Origin of the sequence: Escherichia sp. F1 (genome assembly GCF_046764225.1) — a bacterium.
Lineage (GTDB): Bacteria > Pseudomonadota > Gammaproteobacteria > Enterobacterales > Enterobacteriaceae > Escherichia > Escherichia coli.
Map to the genome: position 1 here is coordinate 4831415 of NZ_CP177202.1, position 21387 is coordinate 4852801.

Below are 21387 nucleotides of genomic sequence, written 5' to 3' on the forward strand. Positions count from 1 at the left end.
GTTTACGGTTTATCACTCGACGAAGGGGAAGGTGCAGCGGTTTTCGGTTCAGCGTCCGCAGCAGGTTTTACCACCGGCTCTGGCGTGGTTTCTGGCTTCTGTTCCGGCGAACTGGCCTGCGTTTGTGCAGCGGCAGGCGTTACGCCTTCATGCGCAGCTTCATTGTCTTTCACCACCGGGTTATGGATGGTGTGCGCTTCATCGCTCGCCTTTTCAGGATCGTTTGCAACGTAGGAACGCTTCATCGACTCCGCGGCCTGGCGTAGTTCATCCATCGACGCTTTCAGTTCGGGCGTCAGGTTAGTGAGGCTCGCCTTTTCAACCTTTTTCAGACTGTCCTGAAACTCCTGGAGTTTTAACTCCTGGGTCAGTTCGTTCTGCACCGTTGTCGCCAGTGAACGCAACGCGCGAATCCAGCCCGCGACCGTTTTTACCGCCACAGGCAGTCGTTGCGGCCCCAGAACGACGAGGCCGATGATGAATACCAATAGCAGTTCGCTAAAACCGATATCAAACACGGATTACACCTGCTCTTTATCGTGGCGCTTCGCGTCTTCTGTTTTAGCCTGTTCCTGATTCGTATCCGCCTGCTTATCGGCGATAGTTTTCGCAGTAAAATCAGCATCCTGACTGGTTTTATCCTGCTTTGGTTCATCATCGCTCATTGCTTTTTTAAAGCCTTTGATCGACGCACCAAGATCGGAACCGATGGAGCCGAGCTTTTTGGTGCCAAAAAGCAGTACAACGATGACGGCAATAATCAATAACTGCCAAATACTGATACCACCCATACATGTTCCTCTGTGGTAGATGATGATTAAACAAGGCCGCATTATACGTTACACGGCCCGCCTTGAGCGATGAAAAAATCAGCGTGTTTTGCGCCAACCGACAAACCAGGCGATCAGACCACCTGCCATTAACCAGCCGGGCATCAGCCCCCATTCAGGTCGGCTGACCAACAAGAATGTGCCACTTAATACTAACGTAGCGCCAATTCCGAGAAAATAACGCGATTGTCCCTGACGTACATGATTTGACTGAAGCTCGCGGGCAATCTTATCAACACTGTGCTGTAAATACTTGCCCTGGCGCAAACTGTCGTAAACCAGTTCAGGCAGTTCTGGCATTTTTTCGACCCAGAACGGCGCTTTTTCTTTAAATGCTCTCACCAGCGCAGGAATACCGACCTGATCTTTAATCCACGACTCCAGGAAAGGCTTCGCCGTTTTCCATAAATCGAGTTGCGGATAAAGCTGGCGTCCTACCCCTTCGACGTAGAGCAGGGTTTTCTGGAGTAACACCAGTTGCGGCTGCACTTCCATATTGAAGCGACGCGCCGTATTAAACAGATTTAACAGTACATGTCCAAACGAAATTTCGGCCAGCGGTTTCTCAAAGATAGGTTCACAGACCGTACGAATGGCAAATTCGAACTCTTCAACGTTGGTATCTGGTGGCACCCAGCCAGAATCGACGTGTAGCTCTGCCACTTTGCGATAGTCGCGATTAAAGAAGGCGATAAAGTTTTCTGCCAGATAGCGTTTATCTTCTTTGTTTAGCGAGCCAACAATCCCGCAATCAATGCCGATATATTTCGGGTTTTCCGGGTGTTCATAGCTTACGAAGATGTTGCCAGGGTGCATATCGGCATGGAAAAAGCTGTCGCGAAAGACCTGAGTGAAGAACACCTGCACGCCGCGTTCCGCCAGCAATTTCATGTTAGTGCCGTTTTTCTCCAGCGCCGCAACATCAGACACCGGAATGCCGTAAATGCGCTCCATCACCATCATCCCTTCACTACAATAGTCAGGGTAAACTTCCGGGATGTAGAGCATCGGGCTGTCTTCAAAATTGCGCCGAAGCTGAATGGCGTTGGCAGATTCCCGCAGCAAATTCAGTTCATCAATCAATGTCTTTTCGTACTCGCGCACCACTTCGGTTGGGCGCAGACGGCGACCATCCGGCAGCAAACGCGGCACCCAGCGAGCCAGACGGTAGATAAGTTTCAGATCCGCTTTAATAACCGGCAAAATATCCGGGCGGATGACTTTAATCACCACCTCTTTACCATTCGATTTCAATCGTGCGGTATGAACCTGGGCGATAGAAGCAGAAGCCAGCGGCTTGATTTCAAAATCGTCAAACCACGCTTCTACCGGCAAGCCGCCCATTGCAGCTTCAATCTGCTGCTTCGCCAGCTTGCCATCAAACGGAGCAACTTTGTCCTGCAATAACGCCAGCTGATCGGCAATATGCGGCGGAAAAAGATCGCGGCGGGTTGATAACATTTGCCCGAACTTGATCCATACCGGCCCCAGTTCTTGCAGGGCCAGTCGTAGTCGCTCACCTAAAGGTTTGTCTTTATGCCGATTTGGCATCCAGAATAATGAGTATCGCCATAGCCGTAGCGGCAGGGTGATACGCATTTTGGGGATCAGTTCATCAAGTCCGTAGCTTAAAAAAGTTCGAATGATGAAATATAGGCGCCGTACTTCACCTGGCGTCATTTAGCCTCCAGTTTTTCCAGCCGTTTGGTCAGGGCATCAACAGCACGCTCGACAGCAGCCGTCTCTTCCGCAAACCAGGCCACTTCAAGCGGACCGGGTGCCATACGCCACTCTTCAGTAATGGCTTCTGCCACATAACGTTGCTGGCGCTTAATGCCGTGATGCAGGAACTTTGCGCCTCCGCGCATGGCTTTGCTGATTCCTTCAGCGGCGATATCACCGGTATAAGGGGCCAGCAGTTCCGCAGGGTCGAACTCTGCCAGATCTGCCAGCGCAACGAAGTTTTGCACCACCTGAATATCGCCCTGCACTTCCAGCTCACCACTGCGAATCAGGGCGGCAAGCTGCTGGCGATCGCGAAGTTTCGGCAACACACTGGCGTAAGCGATAACGGTGCAGTCAGCATCGCCTGCCCATTCGCCCAGTACATCAACCTGGCGTTCGCTGAACACCAGAATCAATGACGTCGAAAAGCCTTTTACCTCCACGCGCAGCACTTTGCCCAACAGACGCGAGCGGGCCGTTTTCAGCGCGGGTGAGCGATACAGGAAGGTGTTGAGCAGACTTTCAATTCCTGCCGTCACTAAAGGTTTAAAAGGCATTTCCGGTCTCCTGTCAGAACTTATAACCACGATGCAACGCCACAACCCCTGCCGTCAGATTGTAGTAGTCGACACTTTCGAATCCGGCATCCTGCATCATGGCTTTCAGAGTATCCTGATCGGGATGCATACGGATGGATTCTGCCAGATAACGATAGCTGTCGGCGTCGTTCGCGACCAGTGAGCCAATACGCGGCAGCACATGGAAGGAGTATGCATCATAGGCTTTGCTCAGCGGCTCGATAATTGGCTTCGAGAACTCAAGCACCAGCAGGCGGCCGCCGGGTTTCAGCACGCGATACATTGAACGCAGTGCTTTATCTTTGTCGGTGACGTTACGCAGACCAAACGAAATAGTGATGCAATCAAAGGTGTTATCCGGGAACGGCAGCGCCTCAGCGTTCGCCTGAACATACTCAACGTTGCCAATCACACCGATATTACGCAGCTTCTCGCGGCCCATTTTGAGCATGGATTCATTGATATCAGCAAGGACCACTTTGCCAGTTTCTCCGACCAGGCGGGAGAATTTCGCTGTCAGGTCGCCGGTGCCACCAGCCAGATCCAGCACGGTCTGCCCACGGCGTACGCCGCTGCAATCAATCGTGAATCGCTTCCACAAACGATGAATACCAAATGACATCAAATCATTCATGACATCGTATTTTGATGCCACGGAATGGAAAACGTGGGCGACCATATCCGCTTTTTGTTCCTTCGCGACGGTCTGAAAACCAAAGTGCGTCGTTTCTTGTGACTTATCCACCATCTCAATGCCTGCTCATCAAAAAATTGTTCCAGAAGTGTAACAGATTGGGCGTCGATGCCCTAGATTTCTACCCGGCTTAACTACCCCCAATGGGCTAGCGCGACTGCTGATTATATTCATCATCGCGTTGATAAGCTTCATCATTCGGCTGCTCCGGAACCGACCGCAGTCGATACTCTTCATCCTGGCTCACCGCTTGTTCAGCCAAATCCGGATTAATCTCGCGTTTAATTTCTACCCCTAAACCGCGAAACGCTTCTGCCTGCGCCAGCACATTTCCGCGACCTGAAGAGAGTTTTTTCATTGCCTGGCGATAGTTATCCTGCGCTTTGTCGAGACTTTGACCAATCGCTGACATGTCATCGACGAACAAACGCATCTTGTCGTACAGCTTGCTGGCGCGATCGGCTATTTTCTGGGCGTTACGACTTTGATGCTCATAGCGCCAGAGGTTGGCGATAGTGCGCAGCGCCACCAGCAGCGTGGTCGGGCTAACCAGCATGATATTGTTTTTCAACGCTTCGGTGATCAGCTCCGGCTGGCGGTCAAGCGCCAGTAAAAAAGCGGGTTCAACGGGAATAAACATCAGCACGTAATCCAGGGTTCGCAGCCCCGGCAGCTGTTGATAATCTTTGCGTCCCAGCAAACGGATATGGTTACGCACCGACGCGATATGTTCCTGTAGCGCACTTTCGCGGGTGTAGTCGTCTTCTGCGTTAAAATAGCGTTCATAGGCGACCAGCGTCATTTTGGCGTCGATCACCACATCTTTTCCCTGCGGCAACCGCACGATGACATCCGGCTGCATCCGCGAGCGGGCGTCATTTTCGATGCTGACCTGAGTTTCATATTCATACCCTTCACGCAGACCGGAAGCCTCCAGCACCCGCGTCAATACCACCTCGCCCCAGTTGCCCTGGGTTTTATTGTCGCCTTTCAGCGCGCGCGTCAGGTTGATCGCCTCCTGAGCCATTTGCGCGTTGAGCTGCTGGAGATTGCGAATTTCGTGGGTCAGGGTATGACGTTCCTGTGCTTCTTTACCAAAGCTGTCCTGAACCTGACGGCGGAAACCGTCCAGTTGTTCACGTAGCGGCGACAACAGGCTGTTCAGACTCTGACGGTTTTGCTCATCAACCCGGCGATTGCTGTGCTCAAAAATACGGTTGGCGAGGTTTTCAAACTGCTCACTGAGACGCTGCTCGCTGTTAATCATCTGGCGAATTTTATCGTCAGCATGTTGCTGTGCGGCTTCCATCCGCGTGGTTACTTCACGCAGATCGGCCTCCAGAGAGGTGTTAATACTTTGCAGGCTGCGCACTTCGTTATTGAGTAACTCGCACTCAGCGCGCCAGTGCTCGCTTTGGGTAATTTGTTGTTTTGCCGCGCTTAACTCCGCGACCATCTCTTCACGTTCAGCTAATTGCTCGGCTTTTTGCTGCGCATGTTGATAACTGGCAAACAGCCAGCCAATTGCCACACCCACCAACGCAATAACTGCGTAAACCATGATTGAGAAATCCACAACGCCTCCTGACGCAACAACTTACCCGCACAAAATAGAATTGTGCTGTACAAACGTCCAGTTGGAAAGGCATTTCCTGCGAGGCGCTACGCAAAAATACAAAAGGCCGAACGCGTCGGCCTTCAGACAGGAGAAGAGGATTACAGCAGACGACGCGCCGCTTCCACCACGATTTTCACCGCTTGGCTTTCAGTTTGTTTCATCGTCTCAGCATTCGGGATCTCTTGCTGGGTGCGGTTAACGATAACGCCCGCCACCATACCCGCACGCAGGCCCTGACTTGCACACATGGTCAGCAGGGTTGCAGATTCCATTTCATAGTTCATTACGCCCATCGCCTGCCACTCTTCCATAGAACCTTTAAAGTGACGAACTACGCGACCAGAGTAAGTATCGTAACGTTCCTGGCCTGGGTAGAAGGTATCAGAAGAAGCCGTCACGCCAACGTGAGTCGTCGCGCCAATGGATTTCGCCGCTTCAACCAGCGCAGTCGTACATTCGAAATCAGCGACAGCCGGGAATTCCAGCGGTGCGAAGTGCAAGCTCGCGCCATCCAGACGAACAGACGCCGTGGTAACCAGAACATCGCCAACATTAATATGCGGCTGAATAGCGCCCGTTGTACCGATACGCAGGAAGGTGCGAATGCCCAGCTGTGCCAGCTCTTCAACAGCAATAGAGGTAGACGGGCCGCCGATACCGGTAGAGCAGACGATAACAGGTTTACCATCCAGCTCTGCACGCCAGGTGGTGAATTCGCGGTGAGATGCCAGCTTAACCGGCTTATCCATCAGCGCGGCGATCTTTTCCACACGATCCGGGTCGCCAGGGACGATGGCAAGCGTAGCCCCTTGTAAATCGTTTTTAGTGAGGCCGAGATGAAAAACATCAGACTTGGACATATACAACTCCTCTGTGAATCGGTTTAGTCAGAAGAAGCAAAAAGACACTTTACCGAAGGGTTTAACATTTTTTCGTGATACTCATCACCATGACGAAAATGCGTTGCATAAATTTACCCGCCAAAAGTGATGCAAATCACATAAATCACTCTTCATTCTGCAGGACTGCATAAAAGATGAGCCGATTCAGGCAATGTGATTTGTTGCATGCTGACTATAGTTAACATTGCGCAACATTTTTATAAGGGTACGGAGAATACCATGGCAACAACACAACAATCTGGATTTGCACCTGCTGCATCGCCTCTAGCTTCGACCATCGTTCAGACCCTGGACGACGCGATTGTGGCGGGCTTCACCTCTATCCCTTCACAAGGGGATAACATGCCTGCTTACCATGCCAGACCAAAGCAAAGCGATGGCCCACTGCCAGTGGTCATTGTAGTGCAGGAAATTTTTGGCGTGCATGAACATATCCGCGACATTTGTCGCCGTCTGGCGCTGGAGGGGTATCTGGCTATCGCTCCTGAACTTTACTTCCGCGAAGGCGATCCGAATGATTTTGCCGATATCCCCACGTTACTTAGCGGTCTGGTAGCAAAAGTGCCTGACTCGCAGGTGCTGGCCGATCTCGATCATGTCGCCAGTTGGGCTTCCCGCAACGGCGGCGATGTTCATCGTTTAATGATCACCGGATTCTGCTGGGGTGGACGTATCACCTGGCTGTATGCTGCGCATAACCCGCAACTGAAAGCGGCGGTGGCATGGTACGGCAAACTGACGGGTGACAAGTCGCTGAATTCACCGAAACAACCTGTTGATATCGCAACCGATCTTAACGCGCCGGTTCTCGGCTTATATGGTGGTCAGGATAACAGCATTCCGCAGGAGAGTGTCGAAACCATGCGTCAGGCGCTGCGGGCTGCTAATGCGAAAGCAGAGATTATCGTGTACCCGGATGCCGGGCATGCATTCAACGCTGATTATCGCCCGAGCTATCATGCCGAATCTGCGAAAGATGGCTGGCAGCGAATGCTGGAGTGGTTTAAGCGGTATGGTGGGAAGAAATCGCTGTAATGAAAAAAGACCGGGTGGTATTACCACCCGGTTTGGATTTTACCCCCGTCGCAAATTCTGCGCCGCCTGCACCATGTTCGCCAGTGCCGCGCGGGTTTCTGGCCAGCCGCGCGTTTTCAGGCCACAGTCCGGGTTTACCCACAGGCGCTCTGCCGGAATGCGTTTTGCCGCTTTCTTCAGCAAGGCTTCAATCCATTCCACGCTCGGTACGTTTGGCGAGTGAATGTCATAGACGCCTGGACCGATTTCATTCGGATAATCAAACTCTTCGAACGACTCCAGCAACTCCATGTCAGAACGCGAGGTTTCGATGGTGATGACGTCTGCGTCCAGCGCCGCAATCGAATCCATGATGTCGTTGAACTCGCAGTAACACATGTGAGTGTGGATTTGTGTGTCATCTTTCGCCACGGCGGCGTTGATGCGGAAAGCCTCCACGCCCCACTGGAGATAGGCATCCCAGTCGCTGCGACGCAGCGGTAAACCTTCGCGCAGCGCCGGTTCGTCAATCTGGATGATGCCAATTCCAGCGGCTTCCAGATCGGCCACTTCATCACGCAGCGCCAGCGCAATCTGTTTGGCGATAGTTTCACGGCTGACATCTTCACGCGGGAATGACCAGCAGAGTATGGTTACCGGCCCCGTCAGCATCCCTTTCACCGGTTTGTCGGTCAGCGATTGTGCATATTTCGCCCACTCCACGGTAATTGGTGCCGGGCGGCTAACGTCACCAATGACAATCGGCGGCTTCACGCAGCGGGAACCGTAGCTCTGTACCCAACCGTTTTGCGTAAAGACAAAACCGTCGAGATGCTCGCCAAAGTATTCCACCATGTCATTACGCTCGGCCTCGCCATGCACCAGCACATCCAGACCTAAACGTTCCTGCTCAACAATGGCCTGCTTGATATGTTCCGCAATGCCCGTGCGGTAGTTGTTAGCGTCGAGATTACCCTTTTTGAAATCCAGACGCAGGGTACGAATTTCCGTAGTTTGCGGGAAAGAACCAATCGTGGTGGTCGGCCACGCGGGCAGTTTAAAACGCGCACGCTGGGCTTCAGCACGCACTTCATAGACATTCGCACGCTGACTGTCCTGAGCGGTGATCGCCGCCAGACGCTTTTCTACTGCCGGATTATGTACACGAGTAGAGTGACGACGCGCCTGAATCGGAGCGCTCCACTCTGCCAGAGCTGCCGTATCACCACTGTTCAGCGCATCGCGCAGCAATGCCAGTTCATGACATTTTTGCAGGGCGAAGGCAAACCAGCTTTTCACTTCTGCATCAAGACGCGTTTCCATGCTCAGGTCGATGGGGCTGTGCAGCAACGAGCAGGAAGATGCCACCCACAAATCACGTTTGCCGACAATGTCCTTAATTTGCGCATATTTCTCGGTAAGATCGGCGCGCCAGACGTTACGACCATTGATAAGACCCGCAGACAGTAGCCAGTCTGAAGGCAGACGCTTGTGCAGTTCAGCAACGTCATCTTTACCATGTACAAGGTCCACATGCAGCCCCTGAACAGGCAGCGCAGTAATCGTGTCGAGATTTGGCGTTACGCCTTCAAAATAGGTAGTCAGCAGCAGTTTCACCTGGCCCTGAAGCGCGTCGTAGGCGGGTTTGTATGCGTCCAGCCACGCCTGCGGCAGTTCCAGCACCAGCGCGGGTTCGTCAATCTGTACCCACTCGATGCCGCGTTTCGCCAGTTCTGCCAACACTTGCTGATAAACCGGCAGAATGTCGTTCAGCAGGCTCAGGCGGTCAAATTGTTCACCTTTCACTTTCCCCAGCCACAGGTAGGTAATCGGCCCCAGCAGCACAGGTTTCACCTTGTGGCCCAGCGCCAGCGCCTCGTCCACTTCGTCCAGCAGCTGCGTCCAGGTCAGTTTGAACTGTTGGCCTTTAACGAATTCCGGCACCATGTAGTGATAGTTGGTATTAAACCATTTGGTCATTTCCGCTGCCGCCGCAGGTTCGCCAGTCGGCGCACGTCCACGACCAATACGGAACAGGGTGTCGATATCTACCGAACCATCTTTGTTCTGATGACGCGCCGGAACATTACCCAGCAGCAGACTGGTGGTCAGTACATGATCGTACCAGGCAAAATCGCCCACCGGCAGCAGGTCGATACCCGCTTGCTTTTGTTGATCCCAGTGACGAGCACGCAATTCACGCCCTACCGCCAGCAGTTCTTCACGCGTGGAGTTCCCCGCCCAATAACTCTCTTGCGCTTTTTTCAGCTCGCGACGCAGGCCAACGCGAGGGAAACCGAGGGTGTGATTCAATATTGTCATTTTTCTTCCTCTAATTATATGTAAATCCTATGGATTTTGAATTTAGGGAAGGCGGCAAGTTTATTCATCCCCGGGAGCTTACTGAAGTAAGTGACCGGGGTGGAGAAACGCAGCCAACGCACCATAAATTTAAAAGACGAAGGATTTTAGCCGTCCAGATGTTTACACATCCATAATTGGCGGTTACTGTATATTCCTCAAGCGCAAATTATTCATGCCGAAGTGAAGGACTTTCATGATCGAAGTAAAACACCTGAAAACGCTACAAGCGTTGCGGAACTGCGGCTCTCTCGCAGCCGCTGCGGCGACGTTGCATCAGACGCAATCCGCCCTATCTCACCAGTTTAGCGATCTGGAACAACGCCTTGGCTTCCGGCTATTTGTGCGTAAGAGCCAGCCGCTTCGCTTTACACCGCAGGGAGAAATCCTGTTGCAACTGGCAAACCAGGTGCTGCCACAAATTAGCCAGGCACTGCAAGCCTGCAATGAACCGCAGCAGACGCGTCTGCGCATCGCCATTGAGTGCCATAGCTGTATTCAGTGGCTGACGCCCGCGTTAGAAAATTTCCATAAGAACTGGCCGCAGGTCGAGATGGACTTTAAATCGGGCGTGACATTTGACCCGCAGCCCGCCTTGCAACAGGGAGAGCTGGATCTGGTAATGACGTCCGATATTCTGCCGCGCAGTGGCCTGCATTATTCGCCGATGTTCGACTATGAAGTACGCCTGGTGTTAGCACCTGACCATCCATTGGCGGCAAAAACGCGTATTACACCGGAAGATCTCGCCAGCGAGACGCTGTTGATTTATCCGGTGCAGCGTAGTCGACTGGATGTCTGGCGGCATTTTCTTCAGCCGGCAGGCGTCAGCCCGTCACTGAAAAGCGTCGATAACACCTTATTGTTGATTCAGATGGTTGCCGCGCGGATGGGTATTGCCGCGCTACCGCATTGGGTAGTAGAGAGTTTTGAGCGCCAGGGTCTGGTGGTGACCAAAACCCTGGGCGAAGGCTTGTGGAGCCGACTGTACGCCGCCGTGCGCGATGGCGAGCAGCGTCAGCCGATTACTGAAGCGTTTATTCGCTCAGCGCGCAATCACGCCTGCGATCATCTGCCGTTTGTGAAGAGCGCGGAGCGACCCACTTACGATGCACCCACAGTGAGGCCAGGATCACCAGCGCGCCTGTAATGAACGTTGGCCAGTGCGGCTGTTGGTGCCAGATAGCCAGGTTTACCAGCAGCCCTGCCGGAACGTGCATATTATTCATAATACCCAGCGTTCCGGCGTCTACTTGGGTTGCGCCGTAGTTCCACATAAAGTAGCCAATCCCGGAAGCCACCACGCCAAGAAACACCAGAATGCCCCATTGCAACGTGGTTTGCGGCATTTTCTGCGCATTTCCCAGCAAGAACCATGCAATCACTGCCACCAGAAACGCGCCAAGATAGAACCACGCAAAGGCGTTATGCTGTGGCATCGGGCGAGTTTCCATCAGGCGTTTGTAACCCACCATGCCGATGGCAAATGTGATATTGGAGAGTTGCACCAGCAGCAAGCCAGTCCAGAAATGGTCGGTGACCTGATCATAGCGAATAATCCCGGCACCAATCACCGCCAGCAAGGCGCTAAAGGCATAGCCCCAGCGCAGACGGCGCTGACTCATGATGTCATAAATTAGCGTGATGTAGAGCGGCGTCAGTACGGTGAACAGCAACAATTCGGAGACCGTCAGGTAGAGATAGGCGCGGAAACTCAGCATATACATCACACCGAGCTGCATCGCGCCCACCAGCATATACAGGCCGACCGTTTTCAGGCTATTGCCACGGGTACGCAGAAACGGCAGAAAAACGAGTGCCGCCAGGCCAACGCGCACCAGCACCGCAAAATAGCTATCGACGTGCCCCGCAAGGTACTCGCCATAAAAGCTAAAGGAGAAGGCCCACAGAATCGTGGTGATGATAAGTAGCGCCACAATGGAAAACTCTTTGATTAACGAGTATCCATTGTAGCGAAGTATCAGGTTGACAACTGACCAAATAAAGAACGATTACGATAAATAGAGCTTACGCAGATAATGCGGCACTGCGTCCTCGGCGTTAGTACCAATCACTTCCAGTTCCGGATGCAGATCTTTCAGACGCTGGTGCGCACTGCCCATAATGCAGCCTTTCCCCGCCATCGACAGCATTTCGGCGTCGTTCATGCCATCGCCAAAGGCAATGCAATCTTGCAGGCTGTAGCCCAGTTTCTTCGCCACCGCTTCCAGCGCATGACCTTTCGACACGCCGCCCGCCATCACTTCCAGACAGGTTAAGGTAGAGAAACTAACGTTGACGCGATCGCCCCAGCGAGCGTTGATCGCCTGCTCCAGCGGCAGAAGTTGTTCATGGGAATCGCAGGTGAAGAACACTTTGCTGACGCCTTCCGGCTCCAGTAATCCCGGCTCATACAGCGCATATTTGAACACCGCTTCTTTAAAAAAGCGCATCTCTTCCGGGCGATGGCGATTCATAAACCATTCGTCGTCGCGATAAACATTAGTAATGATGTCCGGATTGTCGTTGACTACGCCAAACAGATCGCTGGCAATGTCGCGATCCAGGTTATGAGCAAAAATCAGATTGCCATCCAGATCGTGAACGCGCGCGCCATTGGAGGTAATCATGTAAGACTTAATCTCCAGATTATCGCGAATTTGCCCCACATCAACGTGGTGACGACCGGTCGCAAACACAAAGTTGATGCCGCGCGCGGTGAGCAGCTTCAGAGTTTCTTTGGCGTAAGGGGATAACGTATGGTCGGGAGAAAGTAACGTGCCATCTAAATCAGACGCAACAACCTGGTACATAAGAAATTTAAACCTCTGTAGAGCGGTTTCCGCTGGGTGAGTTATGCCTGTTGAAAAAATCAACGATGGCGTGGAGCGCGACTGAGCGCATTGCGTCCTTTTCAAAAAGGATCTCATGGTACGCACCTTTAATTACCAACGGCCGTCCTCCTTCGACAGGATGGCCCGCGGCGGTGCGGAGTTCACAAAAACGGTCGTGCATGCGGTTATCCACCACGCGTTCCTCTTCAGCCTGCAAGAGAAGCGTTGGCGTGGCGTCATCACCCGCACCGGCTAACACCTGTTCGCCAGCCAGAATACTTTCGCGTACCCAATGGTAGGTCGGCCCACCGACGCGAATCGTTGGATCATCAGCATAGAAGCGTAAGTTACGTCGATAGCGCTGTCTGCTGTGGGTCAGTACGTTGATAGCAAACGGCAACGCGCGCCAGCGCCCGGTGCCTATTGCATAGCCATCACGGAAACGTGGATGCGCTTCGGCCCAGTTGAGGATCTGCCGTGCCATAAATGACGGCATACGAATCACGATCCCAAACATTGGCGCAGTTAGCGCAATGGCGTCACATACACCTGGATGGCGTTGCAGAAATAATGCGGAGATCGCACCGCCCATCGAGTGCGCCAGTATATAGCGTTTACGCCACGGACCGGGCTGAACCTCCTGTTGCCAGAATGCCGCCAGATCATCAACATAATCATTAAAGCGATTAACATGCCCGAGATGTGGATCGGCTAACAGGCGACCGGAACGTCCCTGCCCGCGATGGTCGATGATTAAGACATCAAACCCCAAATGGAACAGGTCGTAGGCCAGTTCCGCATATTTTACGTAGCTCTCAATACGCCCCGGGCAGATGACTACCACCCGGTCATGGTGCTGTGCGCGAAAACGGACAAAGCGCACCGGAATGTCATCCACACCAGTAAATTCTGCTTCATCACGCTGACGCCAGAAATCAGTCAGCGGTCCCATGGTAAAAGCAGCAAACGCGTTTTCTCTTGTTTCCCAGTCTTTTTGCTGCTGAAACATCGGGTAATCTGCCTCTTAAACCACGTAAAATCGTTTTTTTAAGCGTGCCTGACACAACGCTGCGACAGTAGCGTATTGTGGCACAAAAATAGACACACCGGGAGTTCATCATGACCTTAGAATGGTGGTTTGCCTACCTGCTGACATCGATCATTTTAAGCCTGTCGCCAGGCTCTGGCGCAATCAACACCATGACCACCTCGCTCAACCACGGTTATCGCGGCGCGGTGGCGTCTATTGCTGGGCTTCAGACCGGACTGGCGATTCATATTGTGCTGGTTGGCGTGGGGTTGGGGACGCTATTTTCCCGCTCAGTGATTGCGTTTGAAGTGTTGAAGTGGGCAGGCGCAGCTTACTTGATTTGGCTGGGAATACAGCAATGGCGCGCCGCTGGTGCAATTGACCTTAAATCGCTAGCCTCTACTCAATCGCGCCGACATTTGTTCCAGCGCGCAGTGTTTGTGAATCTTACCAATCCCAAAAGTATTGTGTTTCTGGCAGCGCTATTTCCGCAATTCATCATGCCGCAGCAACCACAACTGATGCAGTATATCGTGCTCGGCGTCACCACTATTGTGGTCGATATTATTGTGATGATCGGTTACGCCACCCTTGCTCAACGGATTGCTCTATGGATTAAAGGACCAAAGCAGATGAAGGCGCTGAATAAGATTTTCGGCTCGTTGTTTATGCTGGTGGGAGCGCTGTTAGCATCGGCGAGGCATGCGTGAAAAATAATGTCGGATGCGGCGTAAACGCCTTATCCGACTTACTCTGATGACGCGTCTGGCATCAACGCGAAATAATCAAATGAATGCCAAATCCGGCAAATAACGCCCCGGCAAAACCATCAATCCACTTCGCCAGACGTTGATAACCACGGCGCATTTGCGGCAGGGCAAACAGGCTGGCAACGACGGTAAACCACGCCAGTGTTTCGACAATAATCAACGCGAAAATGCCCCAGCGCTCGGTGGTACCGACGTTATCGCCGACAAACAATGAGAATACCGAACCAAAATAGATAATCGCTTTCGGATTGGCGAGATTGGTCAGTAAGCCTTTCAGGAAACTGCGCCCGCTTTTCGCCAGCTCAACCTGTGGTGCAGGCGCAGATACAGCCTCTTTTTTCAGTGCACCACGTAGCATCTGGTAACCCATCCAGCAGAGATACAGGCCACCGCCCACCATAATCAGCGTATGCAGCCAGGCCATTTTTTCGATAATCAAATGCAGGCCAAGCAACGCAATCCCAGCCCAAACCATTACGCCGCAGGTAATGCCCAGCACGCCCATCATCGCTTCTTTACGGGAACGACTAACAGCGGTCTGAGAGACAAAAAAGAAATCGGGACCGGGGCTCATAAGCGCCACAATGTGCACCATGGCGACGGTGAGGAATAACATCAACATACATTAGACTCGCGGGGGAAACGTTTACGAAGTCTTCATCCTGGCACTTTTTTATGCTGCTGACTACTCTTCGTCGTCACCATCGACATGCGCACGAATCAGCGCCATAAACGGTTTGCCAAAGCGTTCCAGCTTGCGCATACCAACGCCGTTAACGCTGAGCATTTCGCTGGCGGTGATCGGCATCTGTTCAGCCATCTCAATCAAGGTCGCGTCGTTAAACACCACGTACGGCGGGACATTGCTTTCATCGGCAATCGATTTACGCAGTTTGCGTAATTTGGCGAACAGTTTGCGATCGTAGTTGCCGCCGAAGGATTTCTGCATCGCTTTCGGTTTGAGTGCCACGATACGTGGCACGGCAAGTTGCAAAGAGGATTCGCCGCGCAGCACCGGACGCGCAGCCTCTGTCAGTTGTAGGGCAGAATGCTGGGCAATATTTTGCGTCACCAGGCCGAGGTGAATCAGCTGGCGGATCACGCTCACCCAATGTTCATGGCTTTTATCACGGCCCATGCCATAGACTTTCAGTTTGTCATGACCATAGTCGCGGATACGCTGGTTATTAGCGCCACGAATCACTTCCACCACATAACCCATCCCAAACCGCTGATTCACACGACCAATGGTGGAAAGGGCAATCTGAGCATCGGTTGAACCATCGTATTGTTTCGGCGGATCGAGGCAGATATCGCAGTTCCCGCACGGCTCCTGCCGCCCTTCGCCAAAGTAGTTCAGCAGCACCAGACGACGGCAAGTTTGCGCTTCGGCAAACGCGCCCATCGCATTGAGTTTATGGCGCTCGATATCCTGCAATTGCCCCTGCGGCTTCTCTTCCAGACAACGGCGTAGCCACGCCATATCCGCCGGATCGTAAAACAGCATCGCTTCCGCGGGCAGGCCATCACGCCCGGCGCGACCGGTTTCCTGATAATAGGATTCGATATTGCGCGGAATATCAAAGTGGACCACGAAGCGGACGTTTGGTTTATTGATGCCCATGCCGAACGCCACCGTCGCCACCACAATTTGCAGGTCATCGCGCTGGAATTTCTCCTGCACATCAGCGCGAACATTATTTTCCAGCCCGGCATGATAGGCCGCCGCGCTAATTCCCTTGCTTTGCAGACGCGCGGCGGTGTCTTCTACTTTCGCACGACTATTACAGTAAATAATCCCCGACTTACCGCGTTGTTCCTGCACGTAGCGCATCAGCTGATCGAGAGGTTTGAACTTCTCCATCAACATGTAGCGAATATTCGGACGGTCAAAACTGCTAATTTGAATCAGCGGATCGTTCAGCCCCAGCAGGCGCACGATATCCTGCCGCGTGGTGTCGTCGGCGGTGGCAGTCAGCGCCATAAACGGCAGCGTCGGAAAACGCTGACGCAGCTGACCGAGGGCAGCGTATTCCGGGCGGAAATCGTGACCCCATTGGGAGATACAGTGCGCTTCATCAACGGCTAATAACACCGGATTCCAGTGCGCCAGATGCTCAAGAAAGTTATCCAGCATCAGACGTTCCGGCGCGATATAAAGCAGGCGGATTTGCCCGGTGCGACAGCCTGTCATCACTTCAAGTTGCTGCTCGCGGGTTTGCGTCGAGTTAAGGCACGCCGCCGCCACGCCGTTGGCTTGCAGTTGATCCACCTGATCTTTCATCAACGAAATCAGCGGTGAAACAACCACGGTAAGGCCGTTTAGCAATAAGGCAGGGATTTGATAGCAAAGGGATTTTCCGCCACCAGTGGGCATGACGACGAGGCAATCGCGGCCGGAAAGCACAGTGTCGATAATTTCTTCCTGGCCGGGGCGAAACTGTTGGTAGCCAAAGGTTTCTTGTAAAACCTGTTTAGCTCCGGACTCCAGATTCAACACTTCCGCCTGCGCCACATTCACCCCGATTGCCTGAAATAAAAACAGGCGCTATTTTCAGCGCCTGCGCGAGAAACTGCAATGCTTTTAGTCTCTGAGAGGGTAATCCTGGATACTGGATTCCAGATTTGCCAACCACTCAACCGTTCATCAAAACAAGTCGTTTAGCATAACCCCTACACCAACGCGGGTCTGGTTGAAGTTATAGTCGATGAGCGATTCGCCATAGCCGCTGTAAACCTGAGTATAAAGGCGCACATGTTTGGTGATCGGGTAACTTAAGCCTAACTCCGCGCCGCCGTAGCCCGTGTTCCAGTTGTACTGTCCTTTCGCACTCAATACCGCATCACCGAGGTGATAACCGATTTTAAGCTGGTAGTAACCCATATATTTGGTGATATCCGGGTTATCGTCAGTATTACCCACCACATACCACGGCTTCACTTCTACCAGCCAGTTACCGTTTTCTGCCATCAGGCGAGTATAAAGGCGGTTCCAGCTGCGGGAGGTCGGGTCTGAACGCCCGTTAGAGTCGTGGTTATACCCCATCTCCACATCGCGCAGCGTCCAACCTGCAAAACGGTAATCGGTGGCAAAACCGAGAAACAATTGCGGTTCGTAGTTGGTTTCACGAAACGGTGAAGACTCTTCGCTATTGGACAGTTGCCACCAGGATTTTTGCGTATAAGACGCACCCAACACCGAGTTCGGGCCTAAAATCCCACGCCACAGCGGAAACGCCAGGCTCAACTGAAACTTTACTTCATCCTTACGCGCATTTTCCGCCCAGTCGTAACTGGCAATCGCTTCTTTATTCAGATCGCTGGTTTGGGTATAGATGATGTAGTTGGTGTCATAAGGATAAAGGGTGAACGGATTGTCATGCTCCTGCAGCATATTGGCGATAATACTGCCACGCACCGCTGGCGCGTCATGCACCTCTTTCACCGTTGCCTCTTGTGCATATACTGCCATAGGCAACATAAACACCGGCAACAACCAGCCCTGCAGAGTCCGCATCGCTCGTGTTCTCCGTAACGAATTATTGATAAGGTGAATATTTTTCTGCGGGCTATTTTACATACTTAACTCCATAGCCGTTAGTTATCCCTTCCTAAAGTAGAAACCAACAACAAAGAAGCATAAAATCAACATTTCATTAACTAATGAAGTGTAAGGATGATATGTCTGCCGTACTGACCGCTGAACAAGCCCTGAAATTAGTGGGTGAGATGTTTGTTTATCACATGCCATTTAACCGCGCATTGGGGATGGAACTGGAGCGTTACGAAAAAGAGTTCGCACAGCTGGCCTTTAAAAATCAGCCAATGATGGTGGGTAACTGGGCGCAAAGCATTTTGCACGGCGGGGTCATTGCGTCGGCGCTGGATGTCGCCGCAGGTCTGGTGTGCGTGGGAAGTACCTTAACCCGCCACGAAACCATCAGTGAAGATGAACTACGCCAGCGGCTATCGCGGATGGGGACCATTGATCTTCGCGTCGATTATCTGCGCCCAGGCAGAGGCGAGCGTTTTACTGCTACCAGTAGCCTGTTACGTGCAGGCAATAAAGTCGCCGTCGCCCGCGTTGAATTACACAATGAAGAACAGCTTTATATTGCCAGTGCTACAGCCACCTATATGGTAGGTTGATAACGTAAAAGCAGGTAAACTGCTGTTACCAATTAAAAATGAGTATTCCCGATGGATGCAAAACAAACGCGGCAGGGCGTATTACTCGCTCTTGCCGCTTATTTTATTTGGGGTATTGCGCCAGCGTACTTCAAGCTGATTTACTACGTGCCCGCCGATGAGATCCTGACGCATCGCGTGATCTGGTCGTTTTTCTTTATGGTGGTGCTGATGAGCATTTGCCGCCAGTGGTCCTATTTAAAAACGCTGATTCAGACGCCACAGAAAATTTTTATGCTGGCAGTCTCTGCCGTGCTGATTGGTGGCAACTGGCTACTGTTTATCTGGGCGGTGAACAATCACCATATGCTGGAAGCGAGCCTTGGTTACTTTATTAACCCGCTGGTGAACATTGTGCTGGGGATGATTTTCCTCGGCGAGCGATTCCGCCGGATGCAATGGCTGGCGGTGATTCTGGCGATATGTGGCGTGTTGGTTCAGTTGTGGACTTTTGGTTCACTGCCGATTATCGCGCTGGGGCTGGCGTTTAGTTTTGCCTTCTACGGCCTGGTACGCAAGAAGATTGCTGTTGAAGCGCAAACCGGCATGTTAATCGAAACTATGTGGTTGCTGCCCGTGGCGGCGATTTACCTGTTTGCTATTGCCGACAGCGCAACCAGCCATATGGGGCAAAACCCGATGTCGCTGAATTTACTGCTGATCGCCGCCGGTATTGTCACTACCGTACCGCTGTTGTGTTTTACTGCGGCTGCGACACGCCTGCGTCTCTCAACGTTAGGCTTTTTTCAGTACATTGGCCCGACGCTGATGTTCCTGCTGGCTGTGACGTTTTATGGTGAAAAACCGGGTGCCGATAAGATGGTGACCTTCGCCTTTATTTGGGTGGCGCTGGCAATTTTTGTGATGGATGCGATTTATACGCAGCGTAGAACGTCCAAATAAAAAATAAATATATTCTGAAAAAATATGCCGACTCTTGCATGAGAGTGGGCATATTGCCATGCTGACAGGAGACTCACACAAGGATGTAAAATTTATGTTGCGTATATTTATCCCAACATCTAACGGTAAGATTTCCAGACGTCGTTATATATTTTCATTTATTTTAATAAATTTCATTTTTGCCTTTCTTATTATCTTTTTTAACGATGGGGACGCAGGTTTTCTTGTTATTGTCTCTACCATCGCACTCCATTATCTCGTCATCAACATGAATTGCCAACGACTCCGTGATAGTGGTTTCATATATATAAAAACTTATGTTTTTGGTACATTAGCAGTATATATCATCTCTATCATCACAATGATAGCCGAACATTTTGATTGTTCAGGCAATGGTTCGATGATTTTTTTGATTTGTTATTTTTCCACTTTCAGTATGCTAATGCTTGCACCTACTGATTCATCAAAACAATAGTTATGGAGTATTTATGAGTAAGGAATATATGAACGATGGTTCATTAAGTGAAAAATGGAAATACCGATTTAATTTTTATGATCAACATGGCTTTCCTGGATTCTGGGGGGCAACACCAGAATATAAAGCAGCATTTAAAACATTAAAAGTAAGACAACGATTAACTATTCAAATGAATTTCATTGCTTTCTTCTGCTCCTGGATCTATTTATTTGTTCTGGGATTATGGAAAAAAGCAATTATAGTTCTATTACTTGGCATTCTATCTCTATTTGTTGGTGCACTAATTGGCGTTAACATTCTGGGAATTGCCGTAGCAGCCTATGTTGCTGTTAACACGAACAAATGGTTTTATGAGAAAGAGGTAAAAGGGTTAAATACCTGGAGCCTTTGAATAACAGGTGGCTTAGCCAGGCTAAGCCACCGCCTTCTTTTTACAACCAGTTCTTCCGCTTAAAGTACAGATACGGTGCCAGGCCCGCGAGGATCATAAAGATAATCGCGCCAGGGTAGCCGAAACTCCACTTCAGTTCCGGCATAAACTCAAAGTTCATCCCGTAGCTGGAAGCAACCAGCGTTGGCGGCAGGAACACGACGGATACCACCGAGAAGATTTTGATGATGCGGTTCTGCTCGATGTTGATAAAGCCCATCGCCGCCTGCATCAGGAAGTTCACCTTCTGGAACAGAGATTCGTTATGCGGCAGCAGGGATTCGATATCTCGCAGGATTTCACGCGCCTGCTCTAGTTGCCCGCCCGGTAAACGCGCCTTACGCACCAGGAAGTTGAGCGCACGCTGGGTATCCATCAGACACAGGCGAACTTTCCAGCCGATATCTTCCAGTTCCGCCAGCGTGGAGAGCGCCTCGTCGTACTCATCGCCCTGATGCCCTTCCATAATTACCCGGCTCAACTGCTCCAGGTCGCTGTAGATATTTTCAATTTCATCTGCCAACTGTTCGATTTTGGTTTCGAACAGATCCAGCAGCAGCTCGTAGGCATTACCGTCTACCATCGACTGGCTACGGGCACGCATACGATACAGACGGAATGCAGGCAGTTCACGCTCACGCAGAGTAAACAGACGACCATCACGGATGGTAAATGCCACAGTGGAGTTACCGGCGTGATCTTCCGCATCTTCAAAGAAGAAGAAGGAGTGAATATGCAGGCCGTCATCGTCTTCAAAGAAACGTGCCGATGCTTCGATGTCTTCCAGTTCCGGGCGGGTTGCCAGGCTCTGGCCAAGTTCAGATTGTACGCGCAGTCGCTCGTCGTCGTCCGGTTCGACAAGATCAATCCATACTGCATTTACAAGGGGTTGTGACTCTTCGACTTCCAGCCGGGTCAGTCGGTTATTTTCCAGTTGAAATGCGCTCAGCATGACCGGGACTCCCAATGCTTAAAATATCGGACAGTTCGGTGGGCACACAGAAACAAATTGGGTTTCAGACCATTAAACAG

The 21387-nt window shown here is 51.7% G+C and carries 22 protein-coding genes; 7 read left to right on the forward strand and 15 right to left on the reverse strand.

Translation table 11 applies throughout. The features are described from left to right. Positions 1 to 2: 2 nt before the first annotated feature. From tatB to udp, 7 genes are all read right to left on the reverse strand, one after another. Positions 3 to 518, reverse strand: a complete 516-nt coding sequence (gene tatB / locus ACK8NJ_RS23100) for a Sec-independent protein translocase protein TatB (protein ID WP_000459594.1) — start codon at positions 516 to 518, stop codon at positions 3 to 5. Positions 519 to 521: 3 nt separating this feature from the next. Continuing rightward, complete coding sequence (gene tatA, locus ACK8NJ_RS23105) at positions 522 to 791, reverse strand: Sec-independent protein translocase subunit TatA (RefSeq protein WP_001295260.1); 270 nt, start codon at positions 789 to 791, stop codon at positions 522 to 524. Between the two features lie 78 nt (positions 792 to 869). Next, a complete protein-coding gene (gene ubiB, locus ACK8NJ_RS23110; protein ID WP_000187543.1) occupies positions 870 to 2510 on the reverse strand; it encodes a ubiquinone biosynthesis regulatory protein kinase UbiB in 1641 nt (546 codons plus the stop codon). Then, the gene (ubiJ, locus tag ACK8NJ_RS23115) at positions 2507 to 3112 is read right to left on the reverse strand and encodes a ubiquinone biosynthesis protein UbiJ (RefSeq protein WP_001309097.1); all 606 of its coding nucleotides are present in this window, start codon (positions 3110 to 3112) and stop codon (positions 2507 to 2509) included. Before ubiJ ends, ubiB begins: the two co-directional genes overlap by 4 nt. Positions 3113 to 3125: 13 nt before the next feature. Then, entirely contained in the window at positions 3126 to 3881 is a 756-nt protein-coding gene (gene ubiE / locus ACK8NJ_RS23120) for a bifunctional demethylmenaquinone methyltransferase/2-methoxy-6-polyprenyl-1,4-benzoquinol methylase UbiE (RefSeq protein WP_000227958.1), read from the reverse strand. 94 nt (positions 3882 to 3975) lie between these two features. Beyond that, complete coding sequence (gene rmuC / locus ACK8NJ_RS23125) at positions 3976 to 5403, reverse strand: DNA recombination protein RmuC (protein ID WP_000347712.1); 1428 nt, start codon at positions 5401 to 5403, stop codon at positions 3976 to 3978. Between the two features lie 140 nt (positions 5404 to 5543). Continuing rightward, a complete protein-coding gene (gene udp, locus ACK8NJ_RS23130; RefSeq protein ID WP_000045180.1) occupies positions 5544 to 6305 on the reverse strand; it encodes a uridine phosphorylase in 762 nt (253 codons plus the stop codon). Between the two features lie 261 nt (positions 6306 to 6566). Here udp and ACK8NJ_RS23135 point away from each other — a divergent pair, with 261 nt between their 5' ends. Continuing rightward, positions 6567 to 7382: a dienelactone hydrolase family protein gene (locus ACK8NJ_RS23135; RefSeq protein ID WP_096937192.1), complete on the forward strand. Its 816-nt coding sequence runs from the start codon at positions 6567 to 6569 to the stop codon at positions 7380 to 7382. A 39-nt stretch (positions 7383 to 7421) separates the two neighbouring features. On the opposite strand, the gene metE is transcribed toward ACK8NJ_RS23135, so the two are convergent. Continuing rightward, positions 7422 to 9683: a 5-methyltetrahydropteroyltriglutamate--homocysteine S-methyltransferase gene (gene metE / locus ACK8NJ_RS23140; protein ID WP_135426018.1), complete on the reverse strand. Its 2262-nt coding sequence runs from the start codon at positions 9681 to 9683 to the stop codon at positions 7422 to 7424. Between the two features lie 235 nt (positions 9684 to 9918). On the opposite strand from metE, the gene metR reads away from it, so the two are divergent. After that, positions 9919 to 10872: an HTH-type transcriptional regulator MetR gene (gene metR / locus ACK8NJ_RS23145; RefSeq protein WP_000573618.1), complete on the forward strand. Its 954-nt coding sequence runs from the start codon at positions 9919 to 9921 to the stop codon at positions 10870 to 10872. On the opposite strand, the gene bioP is transcribed toward metR, so the two are convergent. From bioP to pldB, 3 genes are all read right to left on the reverse strand, one after another. Next, the gene (bioP, locus tag ACK8NJ_RS23150; protein ID WP_001196244.1) at positions 10760 to 11659 is read right to left on the reverse strand and encodes a biotin transporter; all 900 of its coding nucleotides are present in this window, start codon (positions 11657 to 11659) and stop codon (positions 10760 to 10762) included. The genes metR and bioP overlap by 113 nt on opposite strands. A gap of 75 nt (positions 11660 to 11734) precedes the next feature. Further along, positions 11735 to 12535, reverse strand: coding sequence for a sugar/pyridoxal phosphate phosphatase YigL (yigL, locus tag ACK8NJ_RS23155; RefSeq protein ID WP_000285355.1), 801 nt, complete (start codon positions 12533 to 12535; stop codon positions 11735 to 11737). Between the two features lie 7 nt (positions 12536 to 12542). Then, the gene (pldB, locus tag ACK8NJ_RS23160; protein ID WP_336477550.1) at positions 12543 to 13565 is read right to left on the reverse strand and encodes a lysophospholipase L2; all 1023 of its coding nucleotides are present in this window, start codon (positions 13563 to 13565) and stop codon (positions 12543 to 12545) included. A gap of 110 nt (positions 13566 to 13675) precedes the next feature. Here pldB and rhtB point away from each other — a divergent pair, with 110 nt between their 5' ends. Next, complete coding sequence (rhtB, locus tag ACK8NJ_RS23165) at positions 13676 to 14296, forward strand: homoserine/homoserine lactone efflux protein (protein WP_000171710.1); 621 nt, start codon at positions 13676 to 13678, stop codon at positions 14294 to 14296. Positions 14297 to 14357: 61 nt separating this feature from the next. On the opposite strand, the gene rhtC is transcribed toward rhtB, so the two are convergent. From rhtC to pldA, 3 genes are all read right to left on the reverse strand, one after another. Further along, positions 14358 to 14978: a threonine export protein RhtC gene (gene rhtC, locus ACK8NJ_RS23170; protein ID WP_000928829.1), complete on the reverse strand. Its 621-nt coding sequence runs from the start codon at positions 14976 to 14978 to the stop codon at positions 14358 to 14360. A gap of 63 nt (positions 14979 to 15041) precedes the next feature. Then, the gene (gene recQ, locus ACK8NJ_RS23175) at positions 15042 to 16871 is read right to left on the reverse strand and encodes an ATP-dependent DNA helicase RecQ (RefSeq protein WP_000035581.1); all 1830 of its coding nucleotides are present in this window, start codon (positions 16869 to 16871) and stop codon (positions 15042 to 15044) included. A gap of 132 nt (positions 16872 to 17003) precedes the next feature. Next, on the reverse strand, positions 17004 to 17873 hold the full coding sequence (pldA, locus tag ACK8NJ_RS23180) for a phospholipase A (RefSeq protein WP_001259694.1): 870 nt from the start codon (positions 17871 to 17873) through the stop codon (positions 17004 to 17006). A 164-nt stretch (positions 17874 to 18037) separates the two neighbouring features. Here pldA and yigI point away from each other — a divergent pair, with 164 nt between their 5' ends. The 4 genes from yigI to ACK8NJ_RS23200 all read left to right on the forward strand — a co-directional run bounded on the left by yigI (position 18038) and on the right by ACK8NJ_RS23200 (position 20316). Continuing rightward, positions 18038 to 18505, forward strand: a complete 468-nt coding sequence (gene yigI, locus ACK8NJ_RS23185; RefSeq protein ID WP_001277142.1) for an acyl-CoA thioesterase YigI — start codon at positions 18038 to 18040, stop codon at positions 18503 to 18505. Between the two features lie 51 nt (positions 18506 to 18556). Beyond that, a complete protein-coding gene (gene rarD / locus ACK8NJ_RS23190) occupies positions 18557 to 19447 on the forward strand; it encodes an EamA family transporter RarD (protein ID WP_000339094.1) in 891 nt (296 codons plus the stop codon). A 94-nt stretch (positions 19448 to 19541) separates the two neighbouring features. Further along, on the forward strand, positions 19542 to 19922 hold the full coding sequence (yigG, locus tag ACK8NJ_RS23195; protein WP_021521448.1) for a protein YigG: 381 nt from the start codon (positions 19542 to 19544) through the stop codon (positions 19920 to 19922). Positions 19923 to 19935: 13 nt separating this feature from the next. Continuing rightward, positions 19936 to 20316 carry a DUF2628 domain-containing protein gene (locus ACK8NJ_RS23200; RefSeq protein WP_000032587.1) on the forward strand — a complete coding sequence of 127 codons (381 nt, stop codon included), beginning with the start codon at positions 19936 to 19938 and terminating at the stop codon, positions 20314 to 20316. Between the two features lie 40 nt (positions 20317 to 20356). Here the strand turns inward: ACK8NJ_RS23200 and corA are convergent, their stop codons facing one another. Further along, the gene (gene corA, locus ACK8NJ_RS23205; RefSeq protein ID WP_000947159.1) at positions 20357 to 21307 is read right to left on the reverse strand and encodes a magnesium/cobalt transporter CorA; all 951 of its coding nucleotides are present in this window, start codon (positions 21305 to 21307) and stop codon (positions 20357 to 20359) included. Between the last annotated feature and the right edge of the window lie 80 nt (positions 21308 to 21387).

Excerpts from the sequence above, each read along its gene's own strand:
- tatA (WP_001295260.1), bottom strand. The coding sequence starts at position 791 with ATGGGTGGTATCAGTATTTGGCAGTTATTGATTATTGCCGTCATCGTT.
- ubiB (WP_000187543.1), bottom strand. The coding sequence starts at position 2,510 with ATGACGCCAGGTGAAGTACGGCGCCTATATTTCATCATTCGAACTTTT.
- ubiJ (WP_001309097.1), bottom strand. The coding sequence starts at position 3,112 with ATGCCTTTTAAACCTTTAGTGACGGCAGGAATTGAAAGTCTGCTCAAC.
- ubiE (WP_000227958.1), bottom strand. The coding sequence starts at position 3,881 with ATGGTGGATAAGTCACAAGAAACGACGCACTTTGGTTTTCAGACCGTC.
- udp (WP_000045180.1), bottom strand. The coding sequence starts at position 6,305 with ATGTCCAAGTCTGATGTTTTTCATCTCGGCCTCACTAAAAACGATTTA.
- ACK8NJ_RS23135 (WP_096937192.1), top strand. The coding sequence starts at position 6,567 with ATGGCAACAACACAACAATCTGGATTTGCACCTGCTGCATCGCCTCTA.
- metE (WP_135426018.1), bottom strand. The coding sequence starts at position 9,683 with ATGACAATATTGAATCACACCCTCGGTTTCCCTCGCGTTGGCCTGCGT.
- metR (WP_000573618.1), top strand. The coding sequence starts at position 9,919 with ATGATCGAAGTAAAACACCTGAAAACGCTACAAGCGTTGCGGAACTGC.
- yigL (WP_000285355.1), bottom strand. The coding sequence starts at position 12,535 with ATGTACCAGGTTGTTGCGTCTGATTTAGATGGCACGTTACTTTCTCCC.
- pldB (WP_336477550.1), bottom strand. The coding sequence starts at position 13,565 with ATGTTTCAGCAGCAAAAAGACTGGGAAACAAGAGAAAACGCGTTTGCT.
- rhtB (WP_000171710.1), top strand. The coding sequence starts at position 13,676 with ATGACCTTAGAATGGTGGTTTGCCTACCTGCTGACATCGATCATTTTA.
- rhtC (WP_000928829.1), bottom strand. The coding sequence starts at position 14,978 with ATGTTGATGTTATTCCTCACCGTCGCCATGGTGCACATTGTGGCGCTT.
- pldA (WP_001259694.1), bottom strand. The coding sequence starts at position 17,873 with ATGCGGACTCTGCAGGGCTGGTTGTTGCCGGTGTTTATGTTGCCTATG.
- yigI (WP_001277142.1), top strand. The coding sequence starts at position 18,038 with ATGTCTGCCGTACTGACCGCTGAACAAGCCCTGAAATTAGTGGGTGAG.
- rarD (WP_000339094.1), top strand. The coding sequence starts at position 18,557 with ATGGATGCAAAACAAACGCGGCAGGGCGTATTACTCGCTCTTGCCGCT.
- yigG (WP_021521448.1), top strand. The coding sequence starts at position 19,542 with ATGTTGCGTATATTTATCCCAACATCTAACGGTAAGATTTCCAGACGT.
- ACK8NJ_RS23200 (WP_000032587.1), top strand. The coding sequence starts at position 19,936 with ATGAGTAAGGAATATATGAACGATGGTTCATTAAGTGAAAAATGGAAA.
- corA (WP_000947159.1), bottom strand. The coding sequence starts at position 21,307 with ATGCTGAGCGCATTTCAACTGGAAAATAACCGACTGACCCGGCTGGAA.